Annotated in this window: 15 protein-coding genes; 7 read left to right on the top strand and 8 right to left on the bottom strand. The window is 67.3% G+C overall.

Annotated features, from left to right (window positions below; all coding sequences use genetic code 11):
* Positions 1–83: 83 nt before the first annotated feature.
* Positions 84–974 (bottom strand): YIP1 family protein, encoded by an 891-nt coding sequence (locus ABZ904_RS14455; RefSeq protein WP_361823327.1) that lies wholly within the window; start codon positions 972–974, stop codon positions 84–86.
* A gap of 515 nt (positions 975–1,489) precedes the next feature.
* Here ABZ904_RS14455 and ABZ904_RS14450 point away from each other — a divergent pair.
* From ABZ904_RS14450 to ABZ904_RS14440, 3 genes are all read left to right on the top strand, one after another.
* Positions 1,490–3,349, top strand: coding sequence for a DUF4012 domain-containing protein (locus ABZ904_RS14450; protein WP_361823324.1), 1,860 nt, complete (start codon positions 1,490–1,492; stop codon positions 3,347–3,349).
* 175 nt (positions 3,350–3,524) lie between these two features.
* Positions 3,525–5,444: an asparagine synthase (glutamine-hydrolyzing) gene (gene asnB / locus ABZ904_RS14445; protein WP_361823321.1), complete on the top strand. Its 1,920-nt coding sequence runs from the start codon at positions 3,525–3,527 to the stop codon at positions 5,442–5,444.
* A gap of 204 nt (positions 5,445–5,648) precedes the next feature.
* Complete coding sequence (locus ABZ904_RS14440; RefSeq protein ID WP_359407225.1) at positions 5,649–6,494, top strand: class I SAM-dependent methyltransferase; 846 nt, start codon at positions 5,649–5,651, stop codon at positions 6,492–6,494.
* Between the two features lie 48 nt (positions 6,495–6,542).
* Here ABZ904_RS14440 and ABZ904_RS14435 read toward each other — a convergent pair whose 3' ends face one another.
* Positions 6,543–7,847, bottom strand: coding sequence for an oligosaccharide flippase family protein (locus tag ABZ904_RS14435; RefSeq protein WP_361823318.1), 1,305 nt, complete (start codon positions 7,845–7,847; stop codon positions 6,543–6,545).
* A 109-nt stretch (positions 7,848–7,956) separates the two neighbouring features.
* On the bottom strand, positions 7,957–9,054 hold the full coding sequence (locus ABZ904_RS14430; protein WP_361823316.1) for a glycosyltransferase: 1,098 nt from the start codon (positions 9,052–9,054) through the stop codon (positions 7,957–7,959).
* A gap of 262 nt (positions 9,055–9,316) precedes the next feature.
* Here ABZ904_RS14430 and ABZ904_RS14425 point away from each other — a divergent pair, with 262 nt between their 5' ends.
* The 3 genes from ABZ904_RS14425 to ABZ904_RS14415 all read left to right on the top strand — a co-directional run bounded on the left by ABZ904_RS14425 (position 9,317) and on the right by ABZ904_RS14415 (position 12,326).
* Positions 9,317–9,622 carry a hypothetical protein gene (locus ABZ904_RS14425; RefSeq protein ID WP_359407234.1) on the top strand — a complete coding sequence of 102 codons (306 nt, stop codon included), beginning with the start codon at positions 9,317–9,319 and terminating at the stop codon, positions 9,620–9,622.
* Between the two features lie 634 nt (positions 9,623–10,256).
* Positions 10,257–11,336 carry a hypothetical protein gene (locus ABZ904_RS14420; RefSeq protein ID WP_359407237.1) on the top strand — a complete coding sequence of 360 codons (1,080 nt, stop codon included), beginning with the start codon at positions 10,257–10,259 and terminating at the stop codon, positions 11,334–11,336.
* Between the two features lie 36 nt (positions 11,337–11,372).
* The gene (locus ABZ904_RS14415) at positions 11,373–12,326 is read left to right on the top strand and encodes a methyltransferase domain-containing protein (RefSeq protein WP_361823313.1); all 954 of its coding nucleotides are present in this window, start codon (positions 11,373–11,375) and stop codon (positions 12,324–12,326) included.
* A gap of 229 nt (positions 12,327–12,555) precedes the next feature.
* Here the strand turns inward: ABZ904_RS14415 and ABZ904_RS14410 are convergent, their stop codons facing one another.
* Both ABZ904_RS14410 and ABZ904_RS14405 read right to left on the bottom strand, forming a co-directional pair.
* Positions 12,556–13,755, bottom strand: coding sequence for an MraY family glycosyltransferase (locus tag ABZ904_RS14410; RefSeq protein ID WP_361823310.1), 1,200 nt, complete (start codon positions 13,753–13,755; stop codon positions 12,556–12,558).
* Positions 13,756–13,760: 5 nt separating this feature from the next.
* On the bottom strand, positions 13,761–14,831 hold the full coding sequence (locus ABZ904_RS14405) for an NAD-dependent epimerase/dehydratase family protein (RefSeq protein WP_361823307.1): 1,071 nt from the start codon (positions 14,829–14,831) through the stop codon (positions 13,761–13,763).
* 262 nt (positions 14,832–15,093) lie between these two features.
* Here ABZ904_RS14405 and ABZ904_RS14400 point away from each other — a divergent pair, with 262 nt between their 5' ends.
* Positions 15,094–16,374, top strand: a complete 1,281-nt coding sequence (locus ABZ904_RS14400; protein WP_361823304.1) for a nucleotide sugar dehydrogenase — start codon at positions 15,094–15,096, stop codon at positions 16,372–16,374.
* 232 nt (positions 16,375–16,606) lie between these two features.
* Here ABZ904_RS14400 and ABZ904_RS14395 read toward each other — a convergent pair whose 3' ends face one another.
* The 3 genes from ABZ904_RS14395 to ABZ904_RS14385 form a co-directional block, all read right to left on the bottom strand.
* Positions 16,607–17,545, bottom strand: coding sequence for an NAD-dependent epimerase/dehydratase family protein (locus tag ABZ904_RS14395; protein ID WP_361823300.1), 939 nt, complete (start codon positions 17,543–17,545; stop codon positions 16,607–16,609).
* Positions 17,542–18,678: a glycosyltransferase gene (locus ABZ904_RS14390; protein WP_361823297.1), complete on the bottom strand. Its 1,137-nt coding sequence runs from the start codon at positions 18,676–18,678 to the stop codon at positions 17,542–17,544. The genes ABZ904_RS14395 and ABZ904_RS14390 overlap by 4 nt, the downstream gene beginning before the upstream one ends.
* 327 nt (positions 18,679–19,005) lie before the next feature.
* The gene (locus tag ABZ904_RS14385) at positions 19,006–21,273 is read right to left on the bottom strand and encodes a (Fe-S)-binding protein (protein ID WP_359409211.1); all 2,268 of its coding nucleotides are present in this window, start codon (positions 21,271–21,273) and stop codon (positions 19,006–19,008) included.
* Positions 21,274–21,413 lie beyond the last annotated feature (140 nt).

The following is a 21,413-nucleotide window of genomic DNA, read 5'->3' as shown; positions in this document are numbered from 1 at the left end:
TCCCGAGTCCCGCAGGCCTCACCCCGGGCACGCGAAGGCCCCCGGCAGCACGTCCGCCGGAGGCCTTCGCGTACGAACGGGTACTAGAACGTGCCCAGCTTCACGATCGACAGGATCGCGATCAGCTGTATCGCCGACGCGCCGAGCGCCTTCGGCCACGGCAGATCGTGGGACTTGGAGACCATCTGGGTCAGCAGCGCGCCTGCCGCGACCCAGGTCACCCAGCCCAGGAGCTGGACGAAGGGTGCGTCGCCGCCCAGGAACATGGCGACGACCAGGCGCGGTGCGTCCGTGATGGACATGATCAGCATGGAGAGGCCGACCGTGGGCTGCCAGGCGCCGTCGCCGCCGAGCTGGCGGGCCAGGGTGTGGGTGACCACGCCCAGCACGAAGGAGCTGATCACCATCGCCACGGCCGTCGTCAGGACGATCGGGATGGCGCTCGAGAGCGTGGCGTGGATCGCGTCCTGGCGGGCGCCGTCGAAGCCGAAGACCGCGAGCAGGCCGTAGAGGAAGGTCACGATGAGGGCCGGGGCCCACATCGTGTAGTCCCTCATCTGCAGAAACGTCCGGGTCGGGGATATGACGATGCCCCGCAGCAGGTCCTTCCAGTGCAGTCGCGGACCGATGGGCGGCGCGGCGGCCTGGCCGGCGCGGTAGGTCTCGCCGGCGTTGTAGGGGTCGTCGCCGACGGAGAAAGCCTGGGTGTGACCCGGGTTGTTGGCCGCGTACGGATCCGGCCGGCCTGGATAGCCGTGACCGTCGTCGCCGAAGTACTCCGGCTCACCCTGGCCCTGGGGCGCCCTCCACAGCGGTTGCCCGCGATGGGGCTGCCGGCCGCCGTACTGCTGCTGCGGCGGGGAGGGATAGCCGTACGACGGGCCCTGCGGCGCCTGCTGTCCGTACGGGGGTTGCTGCGGTCGCGCTTGAGGTGCGCGGCCCGCCCGGTCGCGTCCGATCCTGAATCCAGCCACGTCTTCGAACGTACCTGCTCCTGAAGAGTGGCGTGGGGGCCCGGGGCGACGGGACCGGCATTGCTGCCGACCTGTGACATCCCCTAGGGGTCCGCCCGGCGCGTCATCAGGGACATATCAGCTGCCCACCCCCGGGTGGCCTCGCGGCCGCACTCCGGCGTACCTGGCGGCCCGCTTGAGCTGCGCACTCCGCCGGAGTCCCGGCGCCGCCGAACGAGTGCCACCGCTCCGCCGTCTGTGGCGTGCCCGAGCGCGTCTGTTTTCGCCGCAAACGATTACTGCCTATGGATTTTCATGCCTGATGCCACTCGATGGTGGCGCTGTTCGGTGGTCCACGGTTCCCGAACGGCTCGCATCGGTCCAGGGCGCATCGAGGCAGGGACGACGGACGCTACAGCGGTGAGGTGCAACCGAACGTGGAACAGCCCACGCACGCCACGAGACGCCCTTCGTGCGGCCGAGCGCCGATCGCCCGATACCGAAGCACCGGCGCGAGTGGGAGCTGAGGGCCGGGCATGCCGCCGATCACCGACACACTCCTGAGCAGTGCCGCCCCGGCAGTCCCGGAGAGCCCGGCGCGGCGGAAACGCCGACGTGTCCGGCTGCTGCTGTGGGTGCTCATGGGCCTTCTCCTCACAGGACTGGTGTGGATCGTCGTCACCGGCCTGATGGCCCGGGCCGAACTCGTCGGGAGCCGCAACGACTTGAGGACCTTGCGCAGTTCGATGACGGGGACCGGTGGGCCCGCCTCGACGGCCGAACGAGGGGCGAGTCGCAGCGAACTCGCCCTGCGGACGGCCCGTTCCGCCGCGGCGCACGCCGAACGCGCGCACTGGCTCACCACCGGCCCCGCGTGGTACGTGGCGGCCCGACTTCCCTTCGCCGGAGGCTCCTTCGAGACCGTGCGCGGGACGGCCGAAGTGGTCGATCGGCTGGCCGGAAAGGCGTTGCCCGCCGTGGTACGCACCGTGGGCCGCCTCACCGCGAACGCGGGGGGCAAACACCTCAACCTCGCCGAACTGCGCAGGGCCGCACCGGATCTCGAGCATGCGGCGCACGAGGCGGCCCTGGCCCGGACGGAGGCGGACAGCCTGCCGCGACGCACCTGGTTGCCTCCGGTCGACCGGGTCCGCGGCCAACTCCTCGCCACCCTGGACCGGGTGGCCCCCACGATGGAGAACGCCGCCGTCGGCGCCCGTCTGCTGCCGCCGATGCTGGGAGAGGGCGGCCTGCGCCGCTACCTCCTGGTGTTCCAGAACCCCGCCGAGGCACGCGGTACGGGCGGGATGCCGGGTGCCTATGCGGTGCTGACGGCCGACAAGGGCGCCTTGGCGCTGCCGGAGTTCGGACCGGACTCCGAGATGATGGCTGCCCGGCCCAAGATCGACCTGGGTGCCGAGTTCACGGCCATGTACGGGCAGTACGACTCGGTGATGACCTGGCCGAATTCCAACATGAGTCCGCACTTCCCCTACGCCGCGCGCATCTGGTCCGCTGCGTGGCACGCCAAGAGCGGGGAGCACGTGGACGGCGTGCTCTCACTGGATCCGGGTGCGGTGGCCGGACTGCTGGCCGCGGTCGGACCGGCGCGGATGACCGACGGCACACTCGTCACGGCGGCCAACGTGGTGGACCTCACCGAGCGAACCAACTACGTAATGTACTCGGACCAGTTCAGGCGCAAGGCTTTTCTGCTGGATGTGGCCCGTGCGGCTGCCGGACGGCTACTGACCGCAGCCGGGGATAACCAAAGGCGGCCCGCCCTGCTTCGAGGCCTGTACGAAGTGCTGCGCAGCGGGCAGATGTCCGTGTGGAGCGCTCACGCGCACGAGCAGCACGAGCTGGCCGCGCGCCCGGTCGGCGGCTCTGTGCCGCAGGGGTCCGAGCCCTACGCCGGTCTGGTGGTCAACAACGCCGCCGGCACAAAGCTGGACTACTACCTCGACCGCACCCTGGAGTGGTCCTCCGGGCGCTGCACCGCTGCCGGCCGCGAGGTGACGGTCAAAGCGGTCCTTACCAACCGTGCGCCGTCCACAGGGCTTCCCACCTATGTCACCGACCGGCTGGACAAGCCCTCCTACGCGGCCCGCCCGGGCGACAACCGCCTGCTCGTCTCGTACTTCGCGACCGCCGGGGCGCGACTGGTCGAGGCGAGCGTCGGCGGGAAACGACCTTTCGCATCGCCGGGCACCGAACGGGGACACCCGGTGTTCACGTTCGACGTCGAAGTGCCCCGGGGCGAGAGTCGCACGCTGACGCTGCACTTGCTGGAACCGCCGTCCGATCACGTCCCCACAGTGCTTCGGCAACGACTGACCCGCCCGATGCAGGTCACGGTACGTCCCGGGCCCCGATGCGGAGGAAACGGAGCGTAGACCCCCGTTCGTCAGCTGCGGCACGGCGAGGAGCGGTTCCGGCGCCGCCGGGGCCGTCACCCGATGGCACCACCCCCTTGCGGGTTGCCAGGTATGTGCCGATTGCACCGGTATGGTGCCATCGGGGTTGCATTCGGTAGTTCGTTCACTTCTTACACCCAATGAGGGAGGGCCGATGTGCGGCGTAGCGGGGATGGTGTCGACGGCGTCACCCGATCCGGCGGCCGTGAGGACGATGTGCGATGTCCTCGCCCATCGCGGCCCGGACGGTGAGGGGTTCCACATCGATGACCATGTCGCCCTGGGCATGCGGCGACTGGCCGTCATCGACGTCAGCGGAGGCGACCAGCCCGTCTTCAACGAAGACCGCAGTGTGATCGCGGTCTTCAACGGAGAGATCTACAACTTCCCGGAACTGCGCAGGGACCTGCTGAGCCGCGGGCACAGATTCCGCACGAACGGCGACAGCGAATGCCTCGTCCATCTCTACGAAGAACACGGAGAGGACCTCGTCCATCACCTTCGCGGCATGTTCGCCTTCGCTGTGTGGGACGCAGGCAAAGGACGGCTGCTGCTCGCTCGCGACCGGGTCGGCAAGAAGCCGTTGTACTACCGGGATGCCGGTGGCTCGCTGGCCTTCGCCTCCGAACTCAAGGCGCTGAGCGCGATCGCCCCCGGCCGCGGCGAGGTCGACCCGGTGGCCCTGCACCACTACTTGACCTACCAGTACGTGCCCGCACCTTGGTCGATCCTCCGCGACGTCCGCAAACTGCCGCCTGGCTGTCTGCTCACCTGGCAGGGCGGGCGGGTTCAGGTGCGGCGCTACTGGGAGCTCGACTTCACCCCGGGCGCCGTCACCAGCGAACAGGAGGCGGCCGAACGGGCCCGGGAGCTCCTCCTCGAGGCCACGGCCATCCGCATGCTGTCGGAGCGGCCCCTGGGCGCTTTTCTGTCCGGTGGCATCGACTCCTCCGCCGTCGTCGCGGCCATGGCGAGGCTGTCCCCGAAGCCCGTGAAGACCTTCTCCATCGGTTTCGAGGACGCCCAGTTCGACGAGCGGGCGCACGCCCGGGCGGTGGCGCGGCAGTACGGGACCGATCACCATGAATTCGTCGTGGACGCCTCGGCGTTGGAGATCCTGCCCACCCTCGCGTGGTACTTCGACGAGCCGTTCGCCGACTCGTCCGCGATTCCCTCGTTCTACGTGGCCCAGTTGAGCCGCCGGCATGTGACTGTCGCCCTGAACGGGGACGGTGGCGACGAGTCGTTCGGTGGATATGCCCGCTATGCGCAAATGGCCCGCATGGAGAAGTTCCGGGTCCACACCTCCCTGCGCCCGGCCGTCAAGCACATGGGCCGGTCCCTCCTCGCCGTCGCTCCGGCCTGCTCGAAGCGGCGCAGGGCCGGCCGCGCCCTCACCGCACTGAGCGAGACGCCGCAGCGGCGCTATGCCCGGTTGATGTCGTACTTCATGCCGGAGCAGAAGCAGGACCTCTACGCGGAGCAGCTGCTCGAGGAAACGGCCGGAATCGACAGCTACGAACTTCTGGATCAGGCCTTTCGCGGGTCACGCGCGGTCAGCCGGATGAACCAGCTGATGGACGTGGACGTGAACAGCTACCTGCCCGGCGACCTCCTGGTCAAGGTGGACATCAGCACGATGGCCAACTCGCTGGAGGCCCGGTCGCCCTTCCTTGACCATCGCCTGATGGAGTGGGCGGCAGGGCTGCCCGCGGAGCTGAAGGTCCGCGGCGGCACCACCAAGTACCTGCTCAAGAAGGCGTTGCGGGACTGGCTCCCGCACGAGGTGCTCTACCGGCCGAAGCAGGGTTTCGGGGTGCCGATGGGCCACTGGCTGCGCACGGATCTGAAGGACGTGGCATGGGACGTGCTCACCGACCGGACGGCCGTGGAACGGGGACTGTTCCGGCCGGAAGCGGTGAGAACCCTGCTCAAGGAACACCAGGCCGGAGAGGACCACGCGCGCCGCATCTGGGCGCTGATGCAGTTCGAACTCTGGCACCGCAGATTCGTCGACCAGCCGCTGCCCGGGTCGCCGACGGTCGACGGTCAGCCGCTGCGGCGGACCGGCTGACCGGCCCCCATGCTCCTGCACCCTATGCGATGTCCGCAGTCATGTGTCGGAGGCCCTGGGCGGCCGGGCTGCTCTTCGCTGACGCTCTGACGGAGCTCGAGATCTCCACTTCCTTCCGGATCTCCCCCGGCTGTCTGCCGACCCGTTCCGCGGGCCCGAAGGCAGATCCCTCACCCCTTCCCTCCGCAGCGTAAGGAAAGCCGAATGATCGACTGCGAGACCGAGATCAGTCAGGGCCGGCGCTTCGCCTTCGGCCGGAATTGGCTCCGATTTGAACAATTGATCGACGAAGAACGTGTCACCCTCGCCAGAAGATCGCTGGAGTCGGCCCTCGGCACCAAGGACCTGACGGGCCGCACTTTCCTGGACGTCGGTTGCGGGAGCGGACTGTTCTCCCTGGCAGCCCTGCGCATGGGAGCGCGAGTGCGTTCGTTCGACTACGACCCGGACTCGGTGAGCGCGGCCGAGAAGGTGCGCCTGGAGTTCGCCCCGGACGGGGACTGGAGCGTCTGCCGCGGCTCGATCCTCGACGCGTCATTCGTGAAGGAGCTGGGTCAGGCCGACATCGTCTACTCCTGGGGCGTGCTTCACCACACCGGGTCGCTCTGGCGCGCGTTGGAGGCCGCCTGCGGCCTGGTCGCTCCCGGCGGGACGCTGTACGTGTCGATCTACAACGACCAGGGAGTGGAGAGCCGCGTCTGGACGTCGGTGAAGCGGCGCTACAACATGTCCGGTGCCTTCGGGCGCCGTCTGCTGCTGACCGGCAGCCGGCTCTATCTCGACCGGCACTACCCGCTGCGGGCCATGCTGGGAGTGGCCAAGCACCTCCGGGGCACCTCGAGCGGGCCCATCCCCCGGCCCCGGGGCATGTCCCGGAAGCACGACCTCGTCGACTGGGTGGGAGGCTATCCCTTCGAGGTCGCAACGCCCGAAGACATCTTCGCCTTCTGTCGCGAGCGCGACTTCGAACTGCGCCATCTGAAGACCTGCAGGGGCGGGATCGGCTGCAACGAGTTTGTGTTCACTCTCGCTTCGGCCACCATCGGGTGAGACCTCCGGCCTCCGGGGCTGATTCGCGGGACGCAACGGTCCCCTGAGTCACGACACCCGGCCGATGTGCAGTTCTCTGCAATGACGCTTCACCTCCATCGTGAACCGGGTCGCTTCGGCGCTCGTCGGGAGCAGGCACCTCCAGCCGATGCCGCTCATCCGGCTGAAGTACACCACCTGGATGCCGATCAGTGATGTGTAAGCCACGGTGGAAGCGATGGCGCAGCCGACCGCACCCCAGGCCGGAATGAGTAGGGCGTTCAGTCCGGCGTTCACCACAAGGGCCGTCAGCGAGGGCAGCACGATGACGCGAGACGACCGCTTACGCAGCAGAAAACTGGACAGCGGCCGGCCGGCCGACAAGAGCACGACACCGGGGACCAGCCATGCGACGAGCGTGGCTGCGTCCGCGTACGCATGGCCGTACAACGTGGTGATCAGAGCCGCCACCGCGACCACCGTCGTGAGCGCGGAGGCGACGCCCAGCAGCACCATGAACCGGACGATCCTCGCCGTGACCACCGCGGAGTCGCCGGCGGTGTCGTCGAACTGGAGGGAAAGCGTGACTTGTGCGAAGACGTCCACCGCCAATCGGCTCAGCTCCGCCAAAGTCACCGCGAGTGTGTAGATCCCGACTTCGCGCGGGCCGCTCAAGGCATTGAGCAGGAAAACGTCAGACCGGAGCAGTAGGTACCCGGCCGCCGTACCGGCGTGAAAGCGCAGCCCCTTGACACATGTCGCCCCGGCGAGGCGCAGATTGGGCCGACCCATGGTGACTCCGCCCGCCGCGATCAGTACGGCCAGGGAGACGGTGTACGAGGCGACCCAGGCGGCCACCACCATCTGGACGGTGAGCAGTCCGGACAACCCGAGGACAATCAGACACATGCACTGGGCGACCGCGCTCATCAGCATCGCCCATCCCGCGACATGCGTACGGTCGCGCAGCAGGGTGATGTTGGTGCCGTACAGCACGCCCGTTCCCAGGGGTACGCCCGCGCAGGCCGTGGTCAGGAGCCACACGTCCGGGGTGTTGCCGTGCCCCTGGAACACCAGGCCCAGCCCGATCGCCAGTACAGCCGCGACGGTACCGACGGTGAGCCCAAGCGGCACGCTGTTGGCGCTGAGAGAAAGCCGTTGCCTCTTCTCGGACCACATGGCCGTCTGAGCATGTTCGACGGACAGATGGCCCAGCGCCATGGCGGCCGTGGCGACGCTGACGGCCATGTAGTAGGTTCCGCGTTCCTCGGGGGGTAGTGCTCTGGCCACGACGACGCTGGCGAGAATGCCCATGACGAGGGTGCCTGCGCGAGCCACCAGCATCCAGACGAATTGAGGTCTGCGGTCAGTCACAGTGTCGGGGGACCTCCCTGGTTGCGACCGGTCCTGCGAGGTTGGTCGGAAAGCATGCGGTGACACGCTGTGAACCACGCCGGTTTCTTGAACCGCGTCGGCCTGTCCACTACGCCGAGGGCTGGCCTTCCAGCAGTTGCCGGTAGAGAGCGATGTACCGGTCCACCATGACCTCAGCCGTGAGGTTGGCCATGGCCCACTCCCGTGCCCGCTGCCCCAGGGCGAGGGCGGTATCCCGGTCGCCGAGCATCTGTTGAAGTCCCTCGGCAAGGGCGGCCGGATCCGAGGGAGGGACCAGGATTCCGCGTCCCCTGAGCAGTTCCGGGGTACCGCCCACGGCCGTGGCAACCACCGGACGGCCCGCTGCCATGGCCTCCGCGACGGCATTGCTGGACCCCTCGGACAGGGACGGGAGAACCACCACGTCGGCCCTGGCCAGATAGCCGGCCACGTCGGTACGGGCACCGAGGAAGCGGACGTCGATACCCAGGCGCTCCGCCATCCGCTGCAGCCCTGGGCGCTCCGCCCCGTCGCCGATCAGGACGAGGGTGCACGGCTTTCCGGTGTCCCGGAGCGCCGCACAGGCCTCCAGGAGGTATCGGTGACCCTTGTGAACCGCGAGATTGGCGACACACAGCACCACGGGCAGCGAGGTGGAGATCTCGGCAGGCTCGGTGATCTCGAATTCCTCCGGCCTCATTCCATTGGGGATGACGGAGATCTTTGCCGCCGGTACTCCCTCGTCGTGTCGTACCTCGTCCGCGATCGCGGACGCGTTGGCGACCAGGAAGTCGGTCAAGCGAGTAGCGACCCGCTCCGCCACGAGTGCCGCGCGGTTGCCCTTCTTGTAGAAGCCGAGGCTCCTCCGCCCCGCGAGGAACACCGGCACGCGTGCCAGCCGCGCGGCGGGGGCTGCCATCACGTAGGCATGGAACAGGAAGGCTTGGAGAACTTGTGGCCTCTCTTTGCGGAGGAAGGCTACAAAGCGGACGAAGGCCCGGATGTTGGCGAGGTATGACCGCCACCCCAGGGAACGGTGGCGGAACCCCAGTTCCACCAGGGACACGCTGGAGTTGCGGAGTTCTTCCTCCCGGGGCCCCCTCTCGAGCATGACCAGCAGATGTGTCCGAACGCCACGGGCGCTCAGCTCCCGGGCGAGCAGGACGAGCTGTTTCTCCGCGCCACCGAGACCGAGCTGACCGATCAACAGGCAGACCCGGGAGGGAAAGTGACTCTGTCGTGTGCCCTGGGCGTCCGGAGCGGGGGATGCTGATGTTTTGTCGGTCAATGACATGCCGCACAACCCATTTTTTGGCCGCGAATCGTGGATGTGATGCCATAGCGTATGGTGCAAATTGCGCGAAGCCGCGGTTTTGGTTGCTGCACGTCCGCGTGTCAGGGCAGAGGCGATTCTTTCTCAACGTGTCCCAGTTGACCTCGAACTCGGCGCCAACCGAAGGAACGGCGTCTTGAAAAATCGAATCGTCATCCTGAGTGTTCGCTGCTTCTACAAGCTGATCGCGCAGCGGTTGCATCGGCGCGTGCCCGGAGCACTCGGCCTGCGCGGCTGGTGTGCGCAGAAGATGTGCGAGGAAGTGCGACTGCCGGTCACGATCAATGCCCGTGTCGATGGGGCACGGGTGACGGTTCTACCGGGCGTGACCATCGGGCGTGGTGCTGCCGTCGGCGCCGGAAGTGTGGTGACGAAGAACGTGTCTGCCGATACGGTCGTGGCGGGAAATCCAGCCAGAGTGATCCGTGCTCGGGCGAAGTGAGCATGACGACCACGACACCCGCTGCGCAAATCTCCAATGGCTCATCAACCGAACGTAGTTGGTGGCGTTCGCAGGGCGTTTACAATGTCGAAGCTTTCTGGCAGGCTCTCGCAACACTACTGCACCCTGTGCTCCAATCCAGTGGCCTCCGGTGTCCAGCGTGGCCAAATGACAGTAGGGATTGGGCTACCAGCGTATGGTCGCTAAACCCTGAGGGGCTTGAAAGTGGGAACTTGCATGGCGTTGGTGCGCTCGCAGCATCTGCGAACCAGACCACGGCACCGACAAACCCCTCCAGCCAATATTTCCGCTCGGCGCAAAGGGTAAAGACGGTATGGGACCAGGGACTGCAGGCATGACCAGGCCACTCGCTGCTAAGTACCCTGCCTCCAAGCGTCGCGACAAGGCGCCCATTAGTGCGCCTGTGGCTATTTTCGCGATCGCAGCCGTGGCCCACGTCTGCGTGGTCCTCATGGTCCATCAGCAAACAAATGGCGTGGCACAGTTCCCTGATGCTCGCGGGTACGATCGAGCCAGCACTGCGCTAGCTCTTGCCTGGAGCCATGGAAACATCCTCAGCGTAAGGGACCTGGCTTGGTGGTCCGGATCCAACCTCTGGGGTTACCAAGCGGCCATGGCGCTCGGCAAGGTCTTTACCGGAGGTGGTTGGCTGGCGGCCAAGGTCGTCCTGGCTCTCATGGCGGCGACCGGGGCGGTAGCGGCCCGCGGATTGGCTCTCGCCTCGGGATGCGGCCGCAGGCGTGCCGCAATCGCCGGACTCGTCGTAGGCGTCAGCCCCAACCTCCTACTGTGGGACGCTTGGGGCCTCAAAGAAGGCTTGATTACAAGTCTTGTTCTGTGGACCTTGCTGCTCCAGGCCCGTGCTCGTTTCTCATTGGCGTGCGTGGGCACCTTGCTCAGCACCCAGGCCTGTTTGTATACCCGGCCGCCGACAGCGCTGTTCATCGCTGTGGCCTTGCTCGCTCGCGCGCGGTTGCGCCGCGCTCATCTCACGGGTTGGTTGATCATCATGGCCACCGGCGTGGTCTTTGTTCTCCCGCGGGCTCTAACGCTGCTCGGTTTTGTGCATAGTCTCGAGGTTGTACACGGGGTCCCACTGGAGTTCGCTGCGGGATACGGCTCAAGGAATCTATTGAGCCATCCTCAGTACTTTGGGGTCGTTCTATTCGATCCACTCCCATGGAAGCTCGATCCTGGGCCGACACAATGGCTGCGCCCAGGAACCATCATCTGGATTGCCAGCCTTGCGCTTGCACCAATGTCGCTGCGCAGGGCATGGGCGGACTCCATCGGAATCGGCCGGTCAGCTGTTGTGGCCTCCTTTTCCTATGCTGCGACGTACGTCGTTACCTTCGGTGCAACCTTTTACCGACAGCGTTCTCTTCTCGAGTGTGTGCTGGCCATTCTTATTGTGGTGTACTCGCCCCGGCTCTCACTGATCTCATTGATCGCGAAGGTCCAAGTGTGGCTCGCCGTTGTGGCGGGCCTGGCTGTGCTGCAAAGCCGCTCTCTTACGCCTACGGTGTGGAGTAAGGTTATGGCCCTCTGTGTGATGATCGTGGGTGCGCTTCTTGCTTTGATTCCAAGACCTTTGGACGTGATCTCGCGAGGAGTTCACGAGAGTCCACCGATTCGGCTGAGACAAAGGCCGAGCTACTCGGGCGGTGCGACAAAACCGGACGGCGTGGCTTAGGGCGGGAGGGGGTGTACACGCTGATAGGTTGGCTCGGTGCTGAATTCCTCACGAGACCGCTGCCCTCTTTGCGAGGCCTCGCCGGTGGAAGGTTCCTCTGAAATCAACCTTTCCAATGTGTGGCAGGCATACAGGGAACAGTGGGCCACTTCATTTTCAGACCAAGTGATCAGCAAGTATGGAGACGGTCCCGTCACTCTTCACTCCTGCTCTCGCTGTGACCTGGGCTGGTTCCACCCCGCACTCGAAGGAGACGGCGGATTTTACTCCGAACTCTTCACCGGCGGGATCAAGTATCAGCCGTGGCGATGGGAGTTCGATCAGGCCGCGCAGCGAATTCCGAACCAAGCAAGAGTCGTCGAAGTGGGTGCCGGCGAGGGAGCCTTTCTTCGGTCCCTGCTGCCACGGTGCGGTTCTGTCGAGGCACTTGAGAAGAACCCCGACGCCGCCGAGAGGCTGCGTGCGGCCGGCATCAAAGTGAGGGACACCGACGTCCGAGAGGACGCAGTCGCCCGACCCGGTCGAGCGGACGTCGTGTGTGCCTTCCAGGTCCTGGAGCACGTCGCAGACGTCCGCGGTTTCCTTTCGGCCCTCGCGGCTATCGTCGTGCCGGGGGGTGAAGTCCTTCTGTCGGTGCCGAACCGTCAGCGGTTTCGCAGGGGTTTGGAGCCGATGGACTGTCCGCCGCACCACCTCACCAGGTGGAGCGCTTGTCAGTTCGCGGCCGCAGCCGAGATCATCGGTTTGGATTTGGTCCTGGTCCGCCATCAGCCCCCATCGCTGGCCTATGCGAGAGCCCCGCGCCAGGAACCGGTCCGGGAAGCTTTGGAATCGGCGATGGGCCCTTGGCCGGCGCGTCAGGTTGCCCGGGTCGTGGGCCGTCTGCGGATGCCTCGACGTCGCTATGAGCGCTTGCTGGCGAAGGGCCACTTCCTGACACGAGGTGAGTACGGACACACGACGTTCGCCGCACTTCGGCGTCCCATGTGAGCCGAGCGACGCCCTCGTCCTGGCACTCTGATGCCCTCTGATGCCGTGACCGTATGGGTGCCGCGGTGGCGTGAGCGTGTGCAGGTGGCCCACGTCACGGATGTCCTCACGGCCGTCGAGTTGCCCCGGGACAGGCATCCGGAGACGCACATCGACGCTCGGGTCGGTCCCGCGCGGGGGCGCGGGACCTTTGTCCGAACCGGACGGCGGCGCCGCAGCGCCTAGGGAGTCACTGCGGCCCCGCCGGGCTGCCCGCGGTCGGGGACAGCGTGGTGGCCTTCCGGGCTCCCCGCGAATGAGGCACCGCCGTCGGCCGGAGTGGCCGGTGACGGCGTCCGAATCTGCCAGCAGGTCTCAACGGCGGGGCCATACGGGGTCCGTCGGCCGCCGAAGTCCCGACCGGGACCTCTGCGACCGGTGAAGCCGGTGCCGTGGCAGGGACGTTGAGCAGCAGCCGCACCGCCCCGGCCCCCACCAGACAGGCGATGACGAGCGCGACTCCGGGAGGGAGCCACCCGCGAGCCACCAGAGTTGCCGACAGGCAGCTCGCCACCGCGAACGCACTCAGGAATCGCACGACCTGACGTACCGTCAAGCCCATGCGCCGAAGCCGGTGGGCGACATGGTCCGTGCCACCCTGCAGCAGGGGCCTCGACTCCCGATAGCGCGACACCATCACCAGGGTGGTGTCCAAGGTCGGGACGAGGGTGGTGAGCAGAAGGACGGCGGGCCCGGAAAGGCCCTCGACGTCGTCGTGCACCACCATCATCGCGGAGGCCAGCGTGAAGCCGAGGAAGAGCGAGCCGGCGTCGCCCAGAAAGATCCGTGCCGGATGCCTGTTGTGAAAGAGGAAGCCGAGGCAGGACCCGGCAAGGGCCGCCATCACCACGCCCTGGCCGACCGAGCCGTCGGCCAGGGCGGCCAGGCAGAGGAATCCGCCGATGACGACGCCCACTGACGACGCCGCACCGTCCATGTTGTCGAGCAGATTGAACGCGTTGGTCACGAAGACGATCCATACGACGGCGAGCACCACGTCGATCCTGCCGCCGAGGATGGTGGGATGCCCCCCTGCCAGTACGACCACCGCGGCGGCCGACGTCTCGACGCACAGCCGCAGCCGTGGGCTGAGCTGGCGCAGATCGTCGACGAGTCCGAGGACGCACATGAGCGCGGAACCGCCGAGCAGGGCCCCGAGAACCGGGTCGAAGACGTCGGTGGCGAGTGCGGCGACCGCGGTCGCCGCCAGAGTGGCGGTCGCGATGGCGACACCACCGAGGTAGGGCGTCGGCGAGGTGTGCGCCTTGCGGGCGCTGGGACGGTCGGTGATCCCATGACGCAGGGCGAATCGTCTCAGGGGCTCCGTCAGCAGCAGGCCGAGCAGCAGGGCCGCGAGGCCCGCGCCCGTCGTCGCGAGCGCTGTGCTCATGCCTGTCACCGTCCTGCCAGAGCGGTCTCGGCAACGGGCCCGCAGGTCAGCGGGAGACGTTGCTCCGGGGTGCTCGGCACCCGCAGCGGCCGGCCGCCGCGCCAATCGGCCCGGGCGTCCGCGACCGCGTCCGCGAGGACGTCGGCGAGTGTGCGCAGGGGCTGCCAGCCCGTCAGGGCACGGAGCTTGCCGGTGTCGGGGACGCGTCGTTCCATGTCCTCGAAGCCCGGGCCGTACGCGTCGGCGTACGACAGGTGCTCCAGCCGGGAGACGCTTCCGGCCTGAGCGATGATCCGGTCGGCCAGCTCACGGATGCTGATCTCGTCGTCCGCGCCGATGTTGAAGGTCTCTCCCTCCGCCCCCGGGTGCTCCAGCAGGAGCAGCAGTGCCGCGACGGCGTCGTGGACGTGCAGGAAGCAGCGCCTCTGCCGGCCGTCCGCATGGATGGTGAGGGGCTCCCCGCGCACCGCCTGCCGGGCGAACCGCGGGATGACCATCCCGTACGCCGGGCTCTGGCGGGGCCCCACGGTGTTGAAGAACCGGACGACCGTCGACCGCAGTCCGCGCTCCCGGTGGTAGAGGACGGCCATGATCTCGTCCACCGCCTTGGCCGTGCTGTAGGACCACCGGGCCACGGACGGACTTCCCAGGATGCGGTCGGAGGTCTCGTTGAGCGGTCCGGACGAATTCTTTCCGTAGATTTCCGAGGTGCTGGCGATCAGAATCCTGCGCCCGTGCCGCTGCGTCGACTCGATGACGTTCTCGGTGCCTTTTGTGTTCGTGACGAACGACTCCAGCGGGTGCTCGACGATCAGTTTGACCCCGACGGCGGCGGCCAGATGGATGACCGCATCGCTTTCCTCTACGAGTTCGTCGACGAGCGACGCGTCCAGGACCGATCCGCGGAAGAACCGGAAACGCGGGTTGTTCTGGGCCTTGGCGAGGTTCTCCTGCCGTCCGGTGGTGAGGTCGTCGAGGACCACCACGTTGTGTCCGTTGGCTAGCAATGCGTCCACGAGATGGGAGCCGATGAAGCCGGCTCCACCCGTGACCAGGTACTTCGAACTGCGATCCATGTGCGGCTTCACTCCGGTTTCGGGGGTGGAGACTGGGGTCCGACACAGCTCGATCGATCGCCGAGCCGACGTTCACATATGCGATGAATAGCGGAAGTTGAAACCTCCCAGGTGAACGTCGGTCCCTTCGGCGCGTCTGTTTCGTTACGGAAACAGGGTGATGCGGGGCGGACACATTCCACAGGACCTCGAAAGGGCCGTCATACATGCGTGAATGAAGGCCGGCGTATGCCGATTCCTCTACAGCAACGGAGTGGTGACCGTGCGTCAGAGAAGTGATGTCGACAAGGGCAAGCTGATTGTGGTGGGCCTGGGCTACGTAGGCCTTCCCCTGGCCGTGCGTGCCGTCGAAGTGGGCTATTCGGTCGTCGGCGTGGACACGGACGAATTGCGTGTGAAGCGCCTGGGTGCTTGCGACTCCTACATCGAAGGCGTCGACGACGCACGTCTCGTGGCCGCGGCCGACAGCGGCCGTTTCCACGCCACGACCGAGTACAAGTACATCGACGGTTTCGACGTGTGCGTCATCACCGTGCCGACGCCGCTGCGTGAGGGCGTACCCGACCTGAGCTTCGTGGAGTGTGCCGGACGGAGCGTCGCCCCGCACCTCACCCCCGGCGCCACCGTGGTCCTGGAGTCCACCACGTATCCCGGGACGACCGAGAGCCTGCTGCGTCCGCTGCTGGAGGCGGGCAGCGGGCTGACGGCGGGCGACCACTTCCACCTGGGCTACAGCCCCGAGCGCATCGACCCCGGCAATCCCGACTGGCACCTGGAGAACACCCCCAAGGTGATCTCCGGAATCGACGCCGCGTCGCTGAGCCGCGTCGAGCGTTTCTACGGCGACATCGTGGAGCGCACCGTGTCCGTGAGTTCCTGTCGGACCGCCGAGCTGACCAAGCTGCTCGAGAACACCTACCGTCATGTCAACATCGCGCTGGTCAACGAAATGGCCATGGTGTCAAGGCAGTTGGGTGCCGACATCTGGGAGGCCGTGGACGCCGCCAGCACCAAGCCGTTCGGCTTCATGCCGTTCAGGCCCGGCCCGGGCGTGGGCGGGCACTGTCTGCCGGTGGATCCCTCCTATCTGTTCTGGCAGGTCAAGAGGTTGCTGAAGCGGGATCTCCGGTTCATCTCGTTGGCCAACGAGATCAACGACCACATGCCGGACCACGTCGTCCGGCGGATCACCCGCGGGCTGAACGAACGCGGCAAGTCGGTCAAGGGGTCGCGGGTACTCCAACTCGGCCTCGCCTACAAGAAGAACACCGGTGACATCCGTGAGTCGCCGGCGCTCGTCCTCGCCCGGTCGCTGCTCGCCCTCGGTGCCCGGCTGGTGGTGTCCGAGCCGCACACCGACGCGTATCTCGTTCCGCTGGACATCACCCGGGTGGAATTCAACGAGGCGGAGATCCGGGCGGCCGACGTGGTCGTTGTGGCGACCGACCACGACGCCTTCGACTACGCGCTCGTCGAGCGTGCCGGGGCATACGTGCTCGACACCCGCAATCGATGCCGGGGAGAGAGGGTCGAGATCCTCTGACGAGGGGCTGCCCCGGTCCGAGCCGGCCGGTGCCCGCCATGTGCCGGCTGCGCGGCCGTGGCGGGTCCCGGTCGCTTTTCTGCTGCTCGCGCACCGCGGTTCGCCGCGGTGTGCGCACCCGACGCGGCGAACATCGCGGTCCTGACCGCGAAACGGGCCGCTATCAAGGACCGCGACCCGTTTCCTCAGCCTGTTGCGCGGAGCCCAGTGGCTGCTTCTGCCTCTGCCGCTGTCAGGCGTAAGCGGGCAGGGAGCGGAACCACCGGACGGTCTCGGCCAGACCCTGCTCCAGGGGAACCGCCTGGAGACCCGCGAAGAGACCGCGGAGCACCCCGTCGTCGGCCTGGGAGTCCCGCACATCACCGGGGCGCGGTGCCTCGTGGCGGATCTCCACTGCCAACTCCATTGCTTTGGCGAGGTGATGGGCCAGTTCCAGGACGCTGACCCGGGTACCGAAGGCCAGGTTGACGGGGCTCGCGCAGGTGACCTTCCGCAGGACGGCGTCGGCGAGCACCCGGACGACCGTTCCGACGTAGGTGAAGTCGCGGGTCTGGTGGCCGTCCCCGAAGACCGTGAGCGGGTGACCGCGCAGCGCCGCATCGATGAACGACGGAACGACCGCTGCGTACGCGTGCCCGGCGGGCTGCAGCGGGCCGTAGACGTTGAAGAAGCGGAACACGAGCGCCGGCAGACCGAAGGCCGGTCCGTAGGAGAGCACATAGGACTCGGTCGCGAGTTTGCTGGCGGCGTAGGGGCTGAGCGGACGGGTCGGCAGGTCCTCGTGCTTGGGCAGGTCGGTGACCGAGCCGTACACCGAGGACGACGACGCGGCGACGAGGTGGGTGTGACGGCGGCGGCACGCCTCGAGCACGCGCACGGTGCCGGTGGCGTTGACGTCATGGCTGGCGAACGGATCCGCCAGGGAGCGCGGTACGGACGGCCGGGCGGCCAGGTGGACCACGGCGTCGGCGCTGTCCACCACGTCTTCGAGCAGGGCCTGGTCGAGGATGCTGCCCTCGACCAACTCCACGTCCGTGCCTGCCAGATTGGCCGCCGAACCGGTGCTCAGGTCGTCCAGGGCGACGACCTTGCCGACGGAGGGGCTGGAGGCAAGCTCGCGGCAGAGGTTCGCTCCGATGAACCCGGCGCCGCCGGTCACTACGACGTTCAACGGTTGACACCTTTCGGTAGGGCTGAGGGCCACCAGCCGCGTTCCACAGCGATGGAGGCATAGAGGTCATGGGTGTCCTGGACCAGGCGCTCCGCCCCGAACTTCCGCGCCGTCCACGCGCGGGCCTGCTGCCCCATGCGTGAACGGAGCCCGTCGTCGCTGAGCAGCCTGATGGCGTGACGGGTGAGTTCCTGGGCGTCGGGGGGAGCCAGCAGGCCGGTCTGCCCGTCCTGCACCACCTCCGACACGCTGCCCACGTTCGTCGCCACGGTCGGCACACCGGCAAGGCCCGCCTCGATGAGACTGACCGGCATGCCTTCGTTGTCCGACGTCAGCAGCACCAGGTCCGCGGCCGCGTACACGGTCTCGACGTCGGCGCGCCAGCCCAGCAGGTGAAGCGAGTCACCTAGACCGGCGGCGCGTTCCAGGTCGTCATGCAGGTCTCCGTCCCCGCACACCAGGAACCGAGCGGTCGGCACGGTCCGGCGCACTTCCCGGGCCACCGACAGGAATCGGTCGGGCCGCTTGATCCTCGTCAGCCGTCCGACGTAAGCCACGACTAGGCCGTCCTGCGGGAGGCCGAGCTGCCTGCGTGCCTCCGAGCGTGGGGGAGGCACGGCCGACGTGGTCCCGGGCGGCATTACGACGTACTGCCGGGGCCGGCCGATGCCGGCGGCCAGGAGGTCATCGCGCACGGTGCAACCCACTGCCACGAGCCGGTCGGTGACGGCTGCCAGACCACGCTCGGCCTGTACGACGATCCGGGTCTTCGCCGGTGAGAAGTAACCCTGTAGGAGGTGGCCGTGAAACGTGTGCACACACGCGGGCACTCGCGCGAGCACGGCCGCCACACGTCCCAGTGCCCCTGCCTTGGCGGTGTGCGTATGCACGATGTGCGGTCGGAACCGACGCATGGCCGCCGTCAGCGCGGTCAGCGCCCGCAGCTCGTCGGTGGGCCGCACGGCGCGGCCGAGGGTGGGCACCCTGCAGACCGGAACGTCCGGAGCCCGCTGGTCGACGTAGTCGGCCTCGTCCGGGCCCACGAACCCCGCGTACAGCCGGTGGTCGAACCGTTCATTGTCGATCCCGCGCATCAGCGTGGCGACCAGGAGGGCCGGACCGCCGACGTTCATTCTCGCGATGACAGTCATCACCCGGATACGGGAGTCATCGGGGCCGGCTCTCCGGGCCATCGGCATTCAGCCTCACCGCGTTCCTGGCCGACCGCTGAGGCGGCAGCGATTCATGATCACGACAGGCAGTCATGCTGGCAGCACAGGACAGAGCGGCGTGGGCGGCGTACCGCCCACCAGGAGAAGAACACACCTACGGCCTACAGGCCTGCGGACATCGCCGAAGAGCCCTGGTGGAGCCCGGTGCAGCGGCGCCGGCCGTGAACGGCCGAGGGGCCGAGGTCGCGTACTGCGACCTCGGCCCCTCGGCCGTTGTTCGAGCGCCGGCTACTTCACCGGCTGCGGCTCCGGCTCGCTCTCCGTCTCCGCCTCGCCCGCCGGGTCGACCGGCGTCCTGACGGAGTCCAGCAGCAGCTGGGCCACGTCCACGACCTGAATGGACTCCTTGGCCTTGCCTTCGTTCTTCTTGCCGTTGACCGAGTCGGTCAGCATGACCAGGCAGAACGGGCAGGCCGTGGAGACGATGTCCGGGTTCAGGGAGAGGGCCTCGTCCACGCGCTCGTTGTTGATGCGCTTGCCGATCCGCTCCTCCATCCACATCCGGGCGCCGCCGGCGCCGCAGCAGAAGCCGCGCTCCTTGTGGCGGTGCATCTCCTCGTTGCGCAGGCCCGGGACCTTGCCGATGATCTCGCGCGGTGGCGTGTAGATCTTGTTGTGGCGGCCCAGGTAGCACGGGTCGTGGTAGGTGATGATGCCCTCGACCGGGGTGACCGGGATCAGCTTGCCCTCGTCCACCAGATGCTGGAGCAGCTGGGTGTGGTGGACGACCTCGTAGTCGCCGCCGATCTGCGGGTACTCGTTGCCGATCGTGTTGAGGCAGTGGGGGCAGGTCGCGACGATCTTCTTGGCCGACCGCGGCTTCTTCGTCGCCGGGTCCTCGTCGTCCTCACCGAAGGCCATGTTCAGCGCGGCCACGTTCTCCATGCCGAGTTCCTGGAACAGGGGCTCGTTGCCGAGGCGGCGGGCGGAGTCACCGGTGCACTTCTCGTCGCCGCCCATGATCGCGAACTTGACGCCCGCGATGTGGAGGAGCTCGGCGAACGCCTTCGTGGTCTTCTTGGCGCGGTCCTCGAGGGCGCCCGCGCAGCCGACCCAGTACAGGTACTCGACCTCGGACAGGTCCTCGATGTCCTGGCCCACGACCGGCACCTCGAAGTCGACCTCCTTGGTCCACTCCAGGCGCTGCTTCTTGGCCAGTCCCCAGGGGTTCCCCTTCTTCTCCAGGTTCTTGAGCATCGTGCCCGCCTCGGACGGGAACGAGGACTCGATCATGACCTGGTAGCGGCGCATGTCGACGATGTGGTCGACGTGCTCGATGTCCACCGGGCACTGCTCCACGCACGCACCGCAGGTGGTGCAGGACCACAGCACGTCCGGGTCGATGACGCCGTTCTCCTCGGCGGTGCCGATCATCGGGCGCTCGGCCTCGGCGAGGGCGGCGGCCGGAACGTCCTTGAGCTGCTCGGCGGACGCCTTCTCCTCGCCCTCCATGGTCTTGCCGCCGCCGGCCAGCAGGTACGGAGCCTTGGCGTGGGCGTGGTCCCTCAGGGACATGATCAGGAGCTTGGGGGAGAGCGGCTTGCCCGTGTTCCAGGCCGGGCACTGCGACTGGCAGCGGCCGCACTCGGTGCAGGTGGAGAAGTCCAGCAGACCCTTCCAGGAGAACTGCTCGACCTGGGAGACGCCGAAGACGTCGTCCTCGCCCGGGTCGGTGAAGTCGATCGGCTTGCCGCCGCTCGTCATCGGCTGGAGGGCGCCGAGGGCCGTACCGCCGTCGCTCTCCCGCTTGAACCAGATGTTGGGGAAGGCGAGGAAGCGGTGCCAGGCCACGCCCATGTCCGTCTTCAGCGAGACGGTGATCATCCAGATGAAGGACGTCGCGATCTTGATCATCGCGACCAGGTAGACCACGTTCTGCAGCGTGCCCACGCTCAGGCCCTTGAAGGCCGCGACCAGCGGGTACGAGATCAGGTACGACGCCTCGTAGCCCGTCACGTGGTGGAGGGCACCCTCCAGGCCGCGCAGCGTGAGGATCGCCAGGCCGATGATGAGGATGACGGCCTCGACGAAGTACGCCTGCCCGGTGTTGGAGCCCGCGAAGCGGGACTTGCGGCCCGGGCGGCCCGGCCGCGACAGCTGGCGGATCGCGATGAGCGTCAGGATGCCGAGCGTGGTGAGCAGGCCCACGAGCTCGGTGAAGACCTCGTACGGCGGCCAGTCGCCGATGACGGGGATGTACCAGTCGGCCTGGAAGAGCTGGCCGAAGGCGTTGACCAGGGTCAGGACCAGGGTGAAGAAGCCCACCGCCACGAACCAGTGCGCGACGCCGACGATGCCCCAGCGGTTCATACGGGTGTGGCCGAGGAACTCCTTGACCACGGTGACGGTGCGCTGCTTGGGGTCGTTGGTGCGGGTGCCGGCGGGCACGTTCTGTCCGAGCCGCACGAAGCGGTAGATCTGGCCGATGGCTCGGGCGAACAACGCCACGCCGACCACAGCCAGGACCAGCGACACGATGATCGCGGCGAGTTGCATTTGGGGGCTCCTCGGGCCTGCGAGGGGGGTCACCTCCGTTGTACGTCCGTGTACTCCGAAGATGCGATTACTAAGCGGTAACTTATGCAGTCCGTTTGAGACTACCCACTTATCCCGCCGCACTGTAGTGGCGCAAGCGG

The sequence above is a fragment of the Streptomyces sp. NPDC046900 genome, assembly GCF_040644975.1.
Lineage (GTDB): Bacteria > Actinomycetota > Actinomycetes > Streptomycetales > Streptomycetaceae > Streptomyces.
Note: the sequence above shows the minus strand (reverse complement) of the source record. Positions and strands in the feature narration are given on the sequence as shown.